Genomic DNA, 15187 nt, shown 5'->3' with positions numbered 1-15187 from the left:
GGTTTCCCTCATGGAACATAACCTAACATCAGAATTAATTAATTTACCTATGGTTTATTTTACAAAACAGCGCCCCTTATGTAAAGGAAAATTCGTCTAAAACCTAAGTACAGCAATCGTTTTACTTACCAAAAACTACCACTTCAACGAATAGATAAGGGGCAAACACACATGGAATCAATCGGAATCATCGTGAACCCGCTTTCAGGCAATGGCAGAGGAGCTAACATATGGGGAGAAATCCAATCCTACCTCCAAGAGAATCGAATCTCTTATCTAGCCAAATTAACAACCCACGCAGGTGAAGCGACGCAACACGCCATAACGTTGATTCAAGAGCATCACGTTCAGCGGATTATCATCATTGGCGGAGATGGCACCGTTCATGAAGCAGCAGGCGGAGTTTGGCAGCTACATAACAGCCATAGCTCCTCCCCAATCTGCTCGCTCGCTGTTATTCCAGCAGGAACAGGCAATGATTTTGCGAAAGCCTACGGCATACCTAATCATCCACTTGAAGCTCTACAAATTGCCCTTCATGCCCCCAACACAGTGCAAATTGACCTTCTCCATGCTATTCATATTAATCAAGTTGCGGTTAATAGCATTGGCGCAGGCTTTGACGGGATGGTCGCCAAAATTACGAACGAAGCCAGCTACAAAAAATTCCTAAACCGCCTAAGACTAGGCAAGCTATCCTATTTCATTTCTATACTTCGTGTGTTCGCAACTTATCAACCATCCACCGCTTGGTTAGAAGTAGACGGCAGCGTAACAAAATTACCTAATATGTGGCTGGCTGCCGTAGCGAATATTCCTTTTTACGGAGGTTCGATTCAAATATGCCCAACTGCAAGTCCAACTGACGGTATGGCCGATGTTGTTGTTATTCAAAGTAAAAGCCGCTTTCGCCTCCTGCCCGTTCTTTTCACCGTGTACCAAGGCAAGCACACACAGCATCCTGCTGTATCCTTTTATAAAGGAAAATCGATTTCTATTCGAACAGAAAAGCCCTTGCTTGTCCAAGCAGACGGGGAGTTCGCTGGCTCCACTCCTCTTCAAATCGCACTCATTCCCGCTGCTATTTCCGTCATCCGTTCAAAACCCACAGCTTAAGCTGTGGGTTTACTTCCTTCATCACTCGCTAGTGCCCATTGTTTCATCGTCACATAATCAATCTTTCCACTCCCCAATAGCGGCAGCTTCTCGATATAACGAAACTCAGAAGGCATATAAATCGCCGGCTGCCCCTCCTGCCTCATCAACTCGCGAAGCGCTTCATGAGGACTCACCTTACTTGTGTGATAAACAATGATTCGCTCACCTTTTCGCCGATCAGGCACATGTACCGCAGCGCAGACCGCAGGTTCCACCAAACTCTTTGATACAAGCTCTTCCACCATGAGAAGCGATACTTTTTCGCCACCTATTTTAGCAAAAGACTGCAAACGTGCTTGAATGAACAAGTATCCTTGATCATCCAACGTCACAATATCCCCTGTGCTATACCACTCTGAAGCAGGAACGAAGCCCCGACTATGAATCAAATACCCTTTCATCACGTTCGGACCTCTAACTAGCAAGTGACCACCTGCCGCAATCCCTTCAACGTTTTCCACAATAGCCTCAATCCCTGGCAGCAATTTGCCTACTGAACCTTTCTTTCCATGCATCGGTGTGTTCAGTGAAATAACGGGAGTCGTCTCCGTTGTTCCATAACCCTCTAGAATGCGAATCCCGAATTTATCCTGCCAAATTTGACGAACTTCCACTTTCAGCCTTTCAGCACCAGCCACAACATATCGCAATGAATGGGCAAAATCATAAGGATGCGCCGTTCTTGCGTAAGCTCCAAGAAACGTGGACGTACCGAATAAAATCGTAATATTCCGGTCATAAACGAGCTCTGGAATGACTTTGTAATGCAAGGGATTAGGATATAAAACCAGCTTCACTCCCGAAAGAATCGGAAGCATCGTCCCCGCTGTCAGTCCGAACGAGTGAAACATCGGCATACTGCCAAGCACGCTATCTGAACTATTAAAAGCAATAACAAGCCTCGCCTGCTGTATATTCGCCCATATATTTCGGTGCGTCAGAACGACACCCTTCGGTTTACTCTCACTGCCTGAAGTGAATAGCACAGCTTCATTAAGACCAGCACCCACTGGCCCCTTCTGCCGCAGTAAAAGGTCCAACAAACCATGGAACTTATCTTGTAAAGTTAGCGCTTCCTTAACGTCCTCGAGATAAATAATGGAGTAGATCCCCCTAGCACCCTGGATAAAATCCGATAGACCTGCCTTCTCGATAAAAACTCTAGATGTCAACACAGTACTCACTTCGGCCGTTTCACAAGCTTCCAGCATCGCCTGCCTGCCGGCAGAATAATTCAATATCGCTGGCGTTACGCCTAATCGGAATAGTGAAAACAACGTCACCACATGCCCCGCGGCATTGGGCAGCAACAGTGCTACTCGCTTCTGCCCCTGAAGAAGCTTCCCCAATCGAACTGCCAATGTATAACTAGTCAACCGTAGTTTCCGATACGTCAATGCAGAATTACTCATCACATCTTCGCAAATAACCCTCGATTGACCATGCTTATGAGCCGCCAAAAGCAGTTCATTGAATAAGTTAATCTCTGGCCGGAGTCGACTTTCAAGCAAATGATGCAGCAACTTATTGCGGATCGCCTCCGTTGCATGCTCCTTTTGAACTTTTCTCGTGAAGCGCTCATCAGCTGCAGGCACTTGAAAAGCTTCACCAAACGCAATGTTCACCTGTGGGAACCAGCGTTGTTTGATTTTTCCACGTAAATACGATAGCTTCGAATGCTCCAAACCTTCAATGGCGATCGGCACAATTTGAGCCTGAGATCGTAGGGCAAGGTACCCGATGCCGCCGTATATTTTCATCATGCCACCTGTCGTCGTGATCCGTCCTTCTGGAAAAATGACAAGTGGAGTTCCACTTTGAATCGTTTTCAGCATTTTACGAACCGCATAAGGATTGGAGGAATCCACAGTCATATGAGCCCTGAAGTGGAGTACCCACGCAAATCGCTTCGCAATGTTCGTATTTACAACAAATGCCGCATCTTTAGGCAAAATTAAAGCGAGCATCACCGCATCCAGCAACGATACGTGATTCGGGATAAGCACCGTTTTTCCCGTCATAACGAGATTCTCCATGCCTGTCACTTTCACCTTAAAGGCGAACAGCACAAACAGACGCAAGCACGGAAGTAAAAGCCTTACTAGCGTAACGAACATCCATTTGAACATGGAAATTCCCCCTATTGGTATCTCGTTCGAGTCTGTCAATAGTTCATTGTATGCGGGAAAAAGAAATAAGACCTCGGCATGTGTATGCTTCGGTCTATTTATTCTTGGCTATGTATTTAGATATGCTTTCAACCTGCCTGGAAAATCTGTGATAATCCCCGTGACTCCTGCTTCGATCATCCTTTGGTAGTCCGAAAGTTCATTCACTGTGTAGGGGTAGACAGCAAGTCCATCTGCCGTGGCCAAAGCCATATCCGCTCGATCAAAGGAATGATGATGCGGATGCAAGGAGTAGACCTCAACCTCAAGCAGCTTCGCATATGCCGCATGGTCAATGAGATTCGCTGCATACAGCAAGCCTACCTTCAACTCAGGCTCTGCCCGTTTTAAGCGCTGAATCACTTTATGGTCAAAAGAAGAAACTACGACATCCTCGTACCGATTTGCCTCTTGCAAAAAAGCCAGCAGCGCTTTCTCCATACGCCCCTCATAGGCATGTTTCACTTCCACATTGACGAGCGTACCCTCCGGCACTAGATCAAAAACCTCGCTTAGTAACGGTATGCGTTCCCCTTTGAACTTCTCCGAAAACCAAGCTCCCGCGTCTAGCCTCTGGATATCTGCCCATTGTTGATTGCAAATAAGTCCTGAACCATTTGTTGTTCGATCCAATGTTTCATCATGGCAAACGACAATCTCGCCATCCTTTGTAATATGTATATCCAGTTCAATAGCTTGTGCGCCTTGCTCTAGGGCCAACGCAAATGAAGCCAGCGTATTCTCTGGCGCTTCGCCAGCCGCGCCGCGGTGTCCAATGATGATCGGTTTCGGTGTATGCATATTCAACGCTCCCAACGTTTTAGCTTACATGACTTGCTCTACAAATTATATAAGCAGCCGATTCGAAGCGTCAATCGTCATGATTTTCCCGACCTCCTCTAGAAATTAAAAGAGTCCCGTAGAGCGGCTTTTCAGCCAAACTCTCGGGACTTTTATCTAAAGGCAAGGAATAACCGTATGAAATGAATTATTTACCCAACTGGTGAATCGGGTGTCCAAGTGCACCTTCAGCAGCATCCATGATCATTTCTGTCAATGTTGGATGTGCATGGATCGTAAGTGCGATATCCTCCAAGTTAGCACCCATCTCAACCGCAAGCGCTAGCTCACCGATCAAGTTAGAAGCTTCTGGACCTACGATTTGACCACCAAGCAATTGGCCTGTTTCTTTGTCACCGACAAGCTTTACGAAGCCTTGAGCCGCGTTCAAAGAGTTCGCACGTCCGTTAGCCGCGTAAGGGAATTTACCAATGGTAACATTGATACCTTGCGCTTTCGCTTCGGTTTCGCTTAGACCAACGCCAGCAATCTCCGGATCGGAGAATACGACAGCAGGCATTGCTTTGTAATCAACGATACTCGCTTGACCAGCAATCGCTTCAGCCGCCACTTTTGCTTCATAGGAAGCTTTGTGTGCCAAGGAAAGACCAGGAACAACATCACCGATTGCGAAAATGTGAGGAATGCTCGTTCTACCTTGGTTATCGACTTCAATCAAACCGCGGTCTGTCATTTTCAAGTTAATGAGGTCTAGACCAAGCTCGCCATCTGTGTTCGGACGACGACCAACAGTTACAAGAACGTAATCTGCTGTGACTTGTTTCTCTTCGCCTTTAACTGTGAATGTAACCGTAACATCGTTGTCTGTTTTCGTGCAGGACTGTGCCAACGCTTCCGTATGAACTTCCACGCCAACTTTCTCTAAGTTCTTAGCAACCAGCTTCGTTAATTCTTTCTCGAAGCCAGGAAGAACGTGATCAGAGCCTTCCAACACAGTAACTTTCGTACCGAATTTCGCATACGTTTGACCAAGCTCGATTCCGATATAGCCACCACCGATAACGATCATGCTTTTCGGAATTTCAGGCAAGTTTAAAGCTTCTGTCGAAGAGATGATTCTTCCACCGTAAGGGAAAGCTTTCAACTCAATCGGACGGGAGCCCGTTGCGATAATACAGTTTTTGAAGCGGTAACGCGGTGCTTCTGCATCATTGAACACACGTGCTTCGTGCTCGTTGATAAACATCGCTTCACCTTGGAACGTTTGGATCTTGTTGCCTTTGAGCAAGCCGCTAACGCCGCCTGTTTGTTTGGCAACGATGCTGTTTTTCCAAGCTTGTACCTTCGCAAAGTCCACTTTCACGTTCTCTACGGAGATCCCGATGCTGTCGGCATGCTGAGCGTGCTCATACGTATGTGCTGCTGAGATCAAAGCTTTGGATGGGATACAACCGCGGTTCAAACATACGCCGCCCCAAGCATCTTTATCAACAATAAGAACACTTTGACCCAGCTGTGCTGCACGAATCGCAGCAACGTAACCGCCAGGACCTGCACCGATAACCAACAAATCTATATCTAAAGAAGCATCTCCTACAACCATGATGTTACACCTCCAAGACGAGAAGCTCTGGATCAGCCAGAAGCTGTTTGATGTAGTTCAAGAAGCTTTGTGCTGTCGCTCCGTCTACGATACGGTGATCGAAACTCAAGGAAAGCGCCATAACGTGTGCTGCAACGATTTGTCCGTTTTTCACAACTGGTTTCTCTGTGATACGTCCTGCACCTAAGATCGCAACTTCAGGGAAGTTGATAACCGGTGTGAAGAACATACCGCCAACGGAACCAATGTTCGTGATGGAAATGGTGCCGCCTTTCATTTCATTCGGAGACAATTTGCCTTCGCGACCGCGCACAGCCAAATCTTTAATCGCTGCTGCGACAGACCATACGTTTTTACGGTCAGCATCATGGATAACAGGAACCAGCAAACCGTTGTCTGTATCTGTTGCGATCCCGATGTTGTAGTACTTTTTGTAGACGATTTCTTGCTTCTCTTCGTCGATCATAGCGTTCATAACCGGGAATTGACGGCAAGCTGCAACCAATGCCTTCACGATGAAAGGAAGGTATGTCAGTTTCACGCCTTTTTTCTCAGCTAGAGGCTTCGTGCGCTCACGAAGAGCGACAAGTGCCGACACGTCGATCTCATCCATCAATGTCACGTGCGGAGCCGTGTACACGGATTTCACCATCGCGTTCGCAATGATTTTACGGATGCCTTTGAACGGAATCCGTTCTTCGACGCGATCGCCTGTTGAAACTACCTGCGCTGCTGCGGCAGGTGCTGTTTCGCCAGCTGCTGCTGCTGGAACAGCTTCCGTTGCTGCCGGAGCGGCTGTGCCAGCTCCTCCAAAGCCTAGCACGTCCTCGCGTGTTACGCGGCCGTGCTTCCCTGTAGGCGTCACCTCTGCGAGTGTGATGCCTTTCTCTCTTGCCAGCTTGCGCACGCTAGGCGTCGCAAGCACTTCGCGGCCCGCGCCACCTGTTGGCGCGGCTACCGGTGCTGCAGCGGCCACAGGCGCTGCTGCTACTGCTACCGCTGCTGCTGGAGCAGCAGGTGGTGTTGCCACAGCCACGGCTGGAGCCGCGTGGCTGGATCCGTGATGCATCGAAGCCGCAGGCATCTCGCCTGTCACTTCAATCGTCATCACAAGCTCACCGATTGTGCAGACTTGTCCATCTTTGACAGCAACGCTGACGATCTTGCCTTCAACTGGACAAGGAACTTCAACGACTGCTTTATCATTCTGTACTTCCATAAGAATCGTTTCGTCAGTTACGGTGTCACCCGCTTTAACTAACATTTTCACGATCTCGCCTTCATGTATGCCTTCACCAAGCTCTGGGAACTTGTATTCAAACAATGCCACGTGTACGACCTCCTGTTACCTTCGACTGGGTGAATTAAAATTCAAGTACTTTCTTAATTCCAGCAATAACGCTAGCTGGACTTGGCAACCAAGCATCTTCGATTTGTGCAAATGGATACACCGTATCTGGTGGTGAAATACGTAGAACTGGAGCTTCCAAATGTAGAATCGCTTTTTCATTAATTTGAGCAATAACCTCTGCCGCTACACCAGATGTTTTTTGCGCTTCTTGAACGATAATCGCGCGATTTGTTTTCTTAATGGAAGTTACAATGGTGTCAATATCCAATGGAAGAAGTGTACGAAGGTCGATAACTTCAACTTTCACACCTTCTGTTTTTTCGATTTCTTCAGCGGCTTTCATGGAAGTGTGAACCATAGCGCCGTAAGTAATGATGGTAACGTCTGAACCTTCTTTGACAACATTCGCTTTACCAAGCTCGACTGTGTATTCGCCTTCTGGTACTTCGCCGCGGAATGCACGGTATAAGTTCAAATGCTCCATGAAGAAAACAGGGTCATTATCGCGAATAGCTGCAATTAGTAGCCCTTTCGCATCGTATGGATTGGAAGGAACAACGACTTTAATCCCAGGTGTTTGAACAAGAAGACCTTCAAGTGCATCTGTATGAAGCTCAGCCGCTTTAACCCCGCCGCCAAATGGCGTACGGAATACGATTGGGGAGTTATAACGACCGCCGGAACGGTAACGCATACGAGCTGCTTGCACGCAAATTTGGTCAAGTGCTTCGTAAATGAAACCTACGAATTGGATTTCAGCGATTGGGCGGAAGCCTTGTACGCCTAAACCAACCGCAAGTCCCCCAATTGCGGACTCAGCAAGAGGCGTATCGAATACGCGCTCTTCGCCGAATTCTTTTTGTAAGCCTTCTGTTGCACGGAACACGCCACCAACATTACCAACGTCTTCACCGAACAAAATAACATTAGGATCTCTTTCTAATTCTACGCGCATCGCGTCTTTTATCGCTTGAATCATTGTCATTTGTGCCATGACTACTCTGTGCCTCCTAAAGTTAAAACTTGTTTCGAACGTTTGCTCTATTTATACAATTCTTTTTGTTCTTCTAGATGTGAAGGTGTAACTTCGAACATGGAGTCGATCAAACCAACGACTGTCATTTTCTCTGTTTCTTCAGCTTTTTTGATGTGCTCAGCAACAGTAGCTTTCGCTTCTTCCTTCACTTGAGCTTCCTCTTCTTCGCTCCAAAGACCTTTCTTCGTCAAGAACAAACGCATACGTGTAAGCGGATCTCTTGGTTCCCAATCGGACTCTTCGTCTTTGGTACGGTATTTCGTCGTGTCATCGGCCAAGGAATGTGGACGGAAACGGTATGTCAATGCTTCGATCAACGTAGCGCCTTCGCCTCTGCGTCCTCTTTCAGCTGCTTCTGTAACAGCTTGAACAACAGCTAGAACGTCCATGCCGTCAACTTGCACGCCTTTGATACCCGCAGCAACGGATTTATGTGCAACAGAAAGAGCTCCTGTTTGTTTCGAATAAGGAGTTGTAATCGCGTAACCATTGTTTTGTACAAAGTAAATGACAGGCAATTTAAATGCGCCTGCAAAGTTCATACCTTCGTAGAAATCGCCCTCGGAGCTTCCGCCGTCACCTGTGTATGTGATTGCTACACGCGGTTGGTTGCGCTTTTTGAAAGCCATCGCTACGCCTGTTGCGTGAAGAATTTGTGCGCCGATAATAATTTGTGGCATAAGTACGTGAACATCTTGCGGAATTTGTCCGCCATGTTGATGACCGCGGGAATACAAGAATGCTTGATAAAGTGGAAGACCGTGCCATACCAATTGCGGCATATCGCGGTAACCTGGGCAAATGAAATCGTCTTTATTAAGGGCAAATTCGCTTCCAATCATGGATGCTTCTTGACCTGAAACTGGTGCATAGAAACCTAGACGGCCTTGACGACCTAGATTTACTGCTCTTTCATCCCACACGCGTGTAAATACCATTCTTCTCATTAATTCTTTTAATTGTTCATCGCTAAGCTTCGGCATTTTGTCGGGATTTACGACTGTGCCATCTGGAGCAAGAACCTGCAATGGCTCAACCTTTTCTGTGGTCACTTCATAATTTGCTTGGCTGACAAGTGGCTTACTCATACCATTTCACCTCTTATATGATTTTGGTGCCTACTATCTGAACTTCTGTTATAGTATTATTATAATCCTGTTTTGGTGAATTGTACACCAGTAGTGGCGGGGTATCTCACCTTTTTTACTGACAGTGAATAGTACAGTTTAACAAAATATATAATACAGTTTATAGGGAAACAACAACTGCTATAATACACCTACCCCCATTGAGAAGGAGATCCACGATGACAGACGACTCCCGTTTGTATAAGCGTACTATTGTAAAAGATGAAGTAACCTCGAGCCTGCTCGGAGAAAATCGTCCCCTGCGGATTTATCTCCCCCCTGGATATAACGAACTGCTTTCTTATCCCGTTATTTACTGCCAAGATGGTGAACAGTTCTTTAATTTCGGCAGAATTGCTACAACCCTTACTCGATTAATCCTAGATGAGGATCTGGAGCCTGCCATTGTTGTCGGTGTCGACGTGAATAATGCGAATCGAACGTCCGAGTATGCGCCTGAAGGGGAGCGTCATGATGCCTACTGTCAATTCTTCGCAGAGGAGCTTCTTCCTTATGTAGAAAGTCGTTATCCCGTCCGTACGGAGCGTTCAGAACGCATTCTTGCAGGAGATTCACTTGGAGGGACAGTTTCCTTGCATCTCGCCTTAGATTATCCTAGCCTTTTTTGCCGAGTTATATCCTTATCAAGCGCATTTTTCGACATAACTCGTGAAAGAATTAAACAAGAAGATGACTTATCTTGGTTAGAGATTTATATGTTGATTGGCACAGAAGAAACCGACGTTACAACAGAGCGGGGCACCTTCGATTTCGTCCGGGAAAACAGACTGACGCACACATTTCTGCAAGACAAAAATGCCACGCTTCACTATACAGAGAAACCTGGCAAGCATATATGGGGCTTTTGGCAACTTGAACTGCCAGCGGCGCTGCATTATTTTTTAGGATGAAATGGCATAGCGATCCTTCATCAGCGTAATCATATCATCAATCTGTGAATCGTCGGGATAGCCGGCGATTTCCTCAGCTTGACCGAGCTGAATGCCTCGGCTTTTCATCACCTGTCGTAACTGCTCAACAAACTGCTCCGCTGTTAACGGTATGTGCAAACACTCTGCTAAGCTCGACATGCTTTCCTGCACAACAATCGGATAATCATGTTTTGTTGCTGATACGGCAGCCCTCTCATAAAAACCACGAGCTAATGCAGCCTTCTCCTCGCCGCGGCCTTCTACGATAATGAAAGCTTGTACAGAAATGGCAAGCTGCTGTCTGCGTTGTGCAATGCCGCAAAATTTACGCCCTCCAATGCTCAGATCGAATTCTCCTGGGCAAAATGAACCAATAATTTCCCCTTGGTCAATACGATTTGTAATGGAAGCCATCACCTCTCGAATCAATCCGACCATCAGATCGAAATCTTTGCGATGCTCCATATCACCCGCTTCCTTCGGGAGCAGTAAGGAAATATTAACGACTCCCTTATCTAACGGCACTGCCGCGCCACCAGAATTACGTACAGCGGTATCATAACCTTGACTTCGCAGCCATTCGTCTGCATTCGCTGCGTCTGGCAATCTGCTATCTCTTAATCCCATAACGAACGCACGCGGGTGCCGCCAAATATGTAAGATGGGAGATGTTCCATGCCCAATTTCACGGCATAAGAGCTCTTCTAAAGCAAAAGCATATAATATCGGTTTAGGTTCTGTGTCATTTGAACGATCTAGCAATCGTAAGGTTGAAGGCAGTTGGGTCGCCATAAGGTTAGGTCTCCTGAGTTTAGTATATGTCATCAGCATGGATAGCCAAATAGGCTTAACATCCATCATACCTGTTATTTGCTGTTTGACAACCCTTGGCTCGCCAAAATGTCCATGATCCCCTTAAATAAAGGAATCGCCTTATTACTTTCTGTTGGGTCTGTATTTTTGATTACGACGGATACGGCATATCGAGGAGCTTCCACAGGCCCATAACCAATGAACCATTGATTCACTTTCTCTTGGTTGCCAGTTTGAATTTGTGCTGTCCCTGACTTACCTGCCAGCTTCCACTTCGCGCCTTGCAGACTTTGACCCGTTCCTTCTGTGACAACCTCCCTCATCCAACTCAGCAAGGTACGACTCGTTGCCCCTGATATTTTGCCATCATCAGAAGCTAAACTTTTAACAGGAAATGCCTCCATCTCACGCCCCGTTTGATACTGGATTTCTTGCACAACCCTTGGGGTAAAGCCCTTCCCATTATTCAACAAGGTCACAACCAAATTCGACGCCTGTAAGGGAGTCATTCTGACATCCCTTTGGCCAATCGCCGTTTGCATCAAAACCCCCTCATCATTCTCTGGGGTATGTGCAGCAAATAATTGCCCTCTCTCCTCGGAATCAAATTGTTCAAAAACATCTCTCGTATCCGTTTTCCCTGTCCAGCCTACCTCATTTAATACACCTAGCTTATTGGCATATTTCTCTAGTTGAGCGGCTGTTAGCCGCTGCATGACGTTCGCAAACACGATATTACATGATTGTGCAAAGCCCTCTTCCAAGGTTAAAGGTCCGTGCCCATCTTTCCTCCAGCAAGTAAAGCCATACTTCCCAAGTGCCCCTTCACAATCAAAAGTTTCCGTAGGCGTCACAACCTTCTCATCCAATGCTGCTGCGGCTACAATTGTTTTGAAAATCGAACCAGGCGCTGTCGCCTTAAGTGCGTAATTACTCCAATTATTACTGGCTAGATCCACCTGCAACGGATTATAGTTCGGTCTGCTTGCCATCGCGATGACATCGCCTTGCGCTGCCTCCTGCACAACTGCCGCTCCCTCGCGAATATTCAGCTTATCCATTAAGGCTTCAATTTGCTGCTGCACACGGCTGTCTAAGGTCGTAATTAACTTCACAGGGTAGAAAGAGTTATCCGGTGCAATCATCCGTGCGTCCAAACCCGCTAGAGGCCTCTTTCCCGCATCCGTGAAATATGAAATTGAGGTTTCACCCACACCGCGAAGCCATGCGTCGAACGACTTCTCAAGGCCTGCTCCCCCAATTTTCGTGGTCAGAGCAACTCGCCCTTTTTCCAAATCCGAGCCGTAGATCTGCATCACACGATCTGGATTTTGACCGATAAAGCCAACTAATTGACGCGCCGTCATTCCAGTAGGATAGCGGTCTTCCATTTCTACGACCTTAATATTGGCTAACCCTAACCCATCTATCTCCTGTACTTGTTGCGAACTCAAGGAGAGTGCCTTCCCCCCATCTTGTGTCCCCCATACTTGCGGCTCTTTCAAATTACGAGCAAATGCCACCCAGCTTTCTTTATTCGTCTTCAAAATGCGAGCAAGTTGGCTCACTTCCTGCCCATTCATCGTAAATTCGCTATTGATCGGGAAAGCGACTAACGCTTTCACAATTTTGCCAGTCAATGGCTGTAGATTGCGATCCAGTATCTCGCCTCTTCCGCTCTCTAAGACAAGTGCGCGTTGCCTTTGAATCACGGAATTTTTCACCAAGTTGATTCCTCGTGATGAATAGCTTTCCGTTGCGGCGATTTGGATCCAGAATAACTTGCCGAATATACCTACAAACAAAAGCAGAATCAAAAAGAGCATCAAAAACATACGTCTTTTCTCCATCGATGATAATTGATTCTCACTCATTGTACGATCCCCTTTTCTATGGCTCAAAATGACCTTATCGCTTTCAGTATCGGCATTCTAACTTCACATCAAACCGCTTCCACTCTGCGAAAATGCAAAAAAATCCACCCTCCTAATGGAGAGTGGACTCGTCTTCGCTATTATACTTCGAATTTGGATAATGTATCGGTCAATGATTGGGACAGTTGATCCAGCTTGTCCGATAATTTCACCAGACCATCACTAATGCTCAGCTGTTCGGAGCTTAGAGAAGCAACTTCCTCGGAAGTGGCCAACGATTCCTCAGCAACTGCACTGACATTCGTCATCGCATCAGACAGCACCACTTGTGATTGTTCCAGCGTAGAAATGGAATCACTTACGGTGCTCAACTGAACAATAAAGCCACCCATATGATTCGTTACTTGTTTGAAAATCGTATCTGCTTCCTTAACAGCCATAATCTGCTCTTGGAAGATTGGGGTTGCTGTTGAAAGAACTTTGACGGTTTCATCGATCTCACCTTGAATCGTTTCCGTAATTTGACCAACAACATCAATAGATTGTTTAGACTGATCAGCAAGCTTACGAATTTCATCCGCAACAACCATGAAGCCTTTGCCCGCTGTACCTGCACGTGCCGCTTCAATTGTGGCATTCAAGGACAAGATATTAGTTTGCTTCGAAATGTTATTCAAGAGATCCAGAATTTTACGGATCGAACGTGTACTTTCTTTCAGACGATCCACTTTATCAACCATGGAGCGGATCATTTCTTCCGTCAGATTCGTTTTGGCAATAAGCTCTGACATGTACTTCGTTCCCAGCTCACTGGATGTTTGTACATCCGCTGCCGCAGTTCCCATCTCAAGATTGGCTTCAATTACTTGCTTCATTTGAATGCCGATATGGTGCGTCAGCTCGTTGCCCTTCTCAGACTCTGTCGCCAAACCGCCTGCGCCATTGGAAATCTCATCAGTCGCAACAGCAATCTCTCTTGCCGCTGTAGCCGTAACTTTAGAGGAGTTCGTCAATTCTTGCGCCGTTTCAAATACAGCCTGTGCAGACGTACTCGTTTGCTGTACCAGTGTCGTGATCTGCTGCATCATCACGTCAAAGCTTGCACCTAGCTGTCCTATCTCATCCTTAGACTTGTAATTCGCGCGAACCGTAAGTTTACCTTTGGCACCTTGCTGCATCAGGTTACGCAGATTAATGAGTGGACTACCAATCATTCTAGCTACGATAATACCAATGATGACGGCTGCGATTGCTGCAAATAATGCGATCAGGAGCGTGTAGTTGTAAATTTTCTTCGCGTCTTTCACTAGCGCGCTAACTGGAATATCACCAACTAAGTTCCAACCCGATACGGCTGACTTGTAGAAAGCAACCAAGTGGTCATCCTTTGTGATAAAAGAACCATGTTCTTCTTCAATCTGTTCCTTCGTGAGTTGGATGGATGCTTCCTTACCAATCCCACTCATATCTTTTAACGCGATATTCTTATTCGCCGCATTGGTAATGATGACATTACTGTCATCCCCTAATGACATTCCACTTAGCTCTTTTGTCAAAATATCTGTACTAAGCTCTAGGACTAGAACAGCTGTTGACGAGTTCGTTAACGTATTACGCATCAGACGGCTAATCGCAAACGTATTCGAGGAGCTGCTGGAGTATCCTTTGGCTTGACTATCCAGCCATGTTACTTTACCCGCATTTTCAATGGTTGCTTTAAACCAATCTGTTGCATTTGTATTTTCAGATAATGAACTGCCGCCAGCACCTGTAATGACGATCAATTTACCATCTGGGCGATACAAATGGAGCGTTTTAATTGATTTGTTGGAGAAGGTCACTACGTTTAATTTCTCTGTTAATTGACGTGTAACATCTAGAGCTTCATAGGAGGATGCCTCCAATTTAGGAACCTTATCAAGTAGTTCCTGCAATTCTTTATTCAGCATGATTTGTAGCGATACATCATCAAAGGTCTGATATAGGAAATCTAATTTCTGACCTGCTTGTGTCACGGTTTGTAAACTGGATTCGGACACCTTGTTCTTAATAACACTTTTGGAGACGGAATACGAAATCATCCCTACTGTAAGAACGAAAACCAGAATACTTACAAAAAACATCAGAAATAACTTCATACCCACTGATTTCACGGGATTTTCGAGCCTAATGTTGCTCGGTCCTTTGAATCCGTATGTACCATTCGGTGAAGCTGATCCACCACCTGCAGTGTCAACATTTCGACCCCTTCGAACTTGACCAGTTGCTTGAACTACTTTGTTTAAAATTGAGCGGATACCTTGGAGTCTTTTTGTCATTTCGTT

Annotated in this window: 11 protein-coding genes; 2 read left to right on the top strand and 9 right to left on the bottom strand. The window is 46.2% G+C overall.

Translation table 11 applies throughout. The features are described 5' to 3' along the window. Nucleotides 1-171 precede the first annotated feature (171 nt). On the top strand, nucleotides 172-1116 hold the full coding sequence (locus ACSQ8P_RS09835; RefSeq protein ID WP_436234997.1) for a diacylglycerol/lipid kinase family protein: 945 nt from the start codon (nucleotides 172-174) through the stop codon (nucleotides 1114-1116). On the opposite strand, the gene ACSQ8P_RS09830 is transcribed toward ACSQ8P_RS09835, so the two are convergent. The 6 genes from ACSQ8P_RS09830 to pdhA form a co-directional block, all read right to left on the bottom strand. Next, nucleotides 1113-3287 (bottom strand): AMP-binding protein, encoded by a 2175-nt coding sequence (locus ACSQ8P_RS09830; protein ID WP_436234996.1) that lies wholly within the window; start codon nucleotides 3285-3287, stop codon nucleotides 1113-1115. The two genes, ACSQ8P_RS09835 and ACSQ8P_RS09830, sit on opposite strands and share 4 nt — an antisense overlap. A 108-nt stretch (nucleotides 3288-3395) precedes the next feature. Next, nucleotides 3396-4127 (bottom strand): glycerophosphodiester phosphodiesterase, encoded by a 732-nt coding sequence (locus tag ACSQ8P_RS09825; protein ID WP_436234995.1) that lies wholly within the window; start codon nucleotides 4125-4127, stop codon nucleotides 3396-3398. A 187-nt stretch (nucleotides 4128-4314) separates the two neighbouring features. Continuing rightward, nucleotides 4315-5730 carry a dihydrolipoyl dehydrogenase gene (gene lpdA, locus ACSQ8P_RS09820; protein ID WP_436234994.1) on the bottom strand — a complete coding sequence of 472 codons (1416 nt, stop codon included), beginning with the start codon at nucleotides 5728-5730 and terminating at the stop codon, nucleotides 4315-4317. 4 nt (nucleotides 5731-5734) lie between these two features. Then, nucleotides 5735-7060, bottom strand: a complete 1326-nt coding sequence (locus ACSQ8P_RS09815; protein ID WP_436234993.1) for a dihydrolipoamide acetyltransferase family protein — start codon at nucleotides 7058-7060, stop codon at nucleotides 5735-5737. A gap of 34 nt (nucleotides 7061-7094) precedes the next feature. Further along, the gene (locus tag ACSQ8P_RS09810) at nucleotides 7095-8075 is read right to left on the bottom strand and encodes an alpha-ketoacid dehydrogenase subunit beta (RefSeq protein WP_057311951.1); all 981 of its coding nucleotides are present in this window, start codon (nucleotides 8073-8075) and stop codon (nucleotides 7095-7097) included. 47 nt (nucleotides 8076-8122) lie between these two features. Beyond that, nucleotides 8123-9205 carry a pyruvate dehydrogenase (acetyl-transferring) E1 component subunit alpha gene (pdhA, locus tag ACSQ8P_RS09805; protein WP_436234992.1) on the bottom strand — a complete coding sequence of 361 codons (1083 nt, stop codon included), beginning with the start codon at nucleotides 9203-9205 and terminating at the stop codon, nucleotides 8123-8125. Nucleotides 9206-9423: 218 nt separating this feature from the next. Between pdhA and ACSQ8P_RS09800 the strand changes: the two genes are divergently transcribed. Next, nucleotides 9424-10155 carry an alpha/beta hydrolase gene (locus ACSQ8P_RS09800; protein ID WP_436234991.1) on the top strand — a complete coding sequence of 244 codons (732 nt, stop codon included), beginning with the start codon at nucleotides 9424-9426 and terminating at the stop codon, nucleotides 10153-10155. Here ACSQ8P_RS09800 and ACSQ8P_RS09795 read toward each other — a convergent pair. From ACSQ8P_RS09795 to ACSQ8P_RS09785, 3 genes are all read right to left on the bottom strand, one after another. Beyond that, complete coding sequence (locus ACSQ8P_RS09795; protein ID WP_436234990.1) at nucleotides 10147-10968, bottom strand: lipoate--protein ligase family protein; 822 nt, start codon at nucleotides 10966-10968, stop codon at nucleotides 10147-10149. The two genes, ACSQ8P_RS09800 and ACSQ8P_RS09795, sit on opposite strands and share 9 nt — an antisense overlap. 74 nt (nucleotides 10969-11042) lie before the next feature. Beyond that, nucleotides 11043-12863: a peptidoglycan D,D-transpeptidase FtsI family protein gene (locus tag ACSQ8P_RS09790; RefSeq protein WP_436234989.1), complete on the bottom strand. Its 1821-nt coding sequence runs from the start codon at nucleotides 12861-12863 to the stop codon at nucleotides 11043-11045. A 140-nt stretch (nucleotides 12864-13003) separates the two neighbouring features. Further along, nucleotides 13004-15181, bottom strand: a complete 2178-nt coding sequence (locus ACSQ8P_RS09785) for a methyl-accepting chemotaxis protein (protein ID WP_436234988.1) — start codon at nucleotides 15179-15181, stop codon at nucleotides 13004-13006. Nucleotides 15182-15187 lie beyond the last annotated feature (6 nt).

This window comes from Paenibacillus sp. LjRoot153 (genome assembly GCF_964253085.1).
Taxonomy (GTDB): domain Bacteria; phylum Bacillota; class Bacilli; order Paenibacillales; family NBRC-103111; genus Paenibacillus_E.
The sequence above is the reverse complement of the archived record's forward strand: the minus strand, read 5'-3'. Positions and strand labels throughout refer to the sequence as shown.

Coding starts and splice junctions, on each gene's coding strand:
- ACSQ8P_RS09790 (WP_436234989.1), bottom strand. CDS start 12,863: ATGAGTGAGAATCAATTATCATCGATGGAGAAAAGACGTATGTTTTTG.
- ACSQ8P_RS09800 (WP_436234991.1), top strand. CDS start 9,424: ATGACAGACGACTCCCGTTTGTATAAGCGTACTATTGTAAAAGATGAA.
- pdhA (WP_436234992.1), bottom strand. CDS start 9,205: ATGAGTAAGCCACTTGTCAGCCAAGCAAATTATGAAGTGACCACAGAA.
- ACSQ8P_RS09830 (WP_436234996.1), bottom strand. CDS start 3,287: ATGTTCAAATGGATGTTCGTTACGCTAGTAAGGCTTTTACTTCCGTGC.
- lpdA (WP_436234994.1), bottom strand. CDS start 5,730: ATGGTTGTAGGAGATGCTTCTTTAGATATAGATTTGTTGGTTATCGGT.
- ACSQ8P_RS09810 (WP_057311951.1), bottom strand. CDS start 8,075: ATGGCACAAATGACAATGATTCAAGCGATAAAAGACGCGATGCGCGTA.
- ACSQ8P_RS09795 (WP_436234990.1), bottom strand. CDS start 10,968: ATGGCGACCCAACTGCCTTCAACCTTACGATTGCTAGATCGTTCAAAT.
- ACSQ8P_RS09785 (WP_436234988.1), bottom strand. CDS start 15,181: ATGACAAAAAGACTCCAAGGTATCCGCTCAATTTTAAACAAAGTAGTT.
- ACSQ8P_RS09835 (WP_436234997.1), top strand. CDS start 172: ATGGAATCAATCGGAATCATCGTGAACCCGCTTTCAGGCAATGGCAGA.
- ACSQ8P_RS09825 (WP_436234995.1), bottom strand. CDS start 4,127: ATGCATACACCGAAACCGATCATCATTGGACACCGCGGCGCGGCTGGC.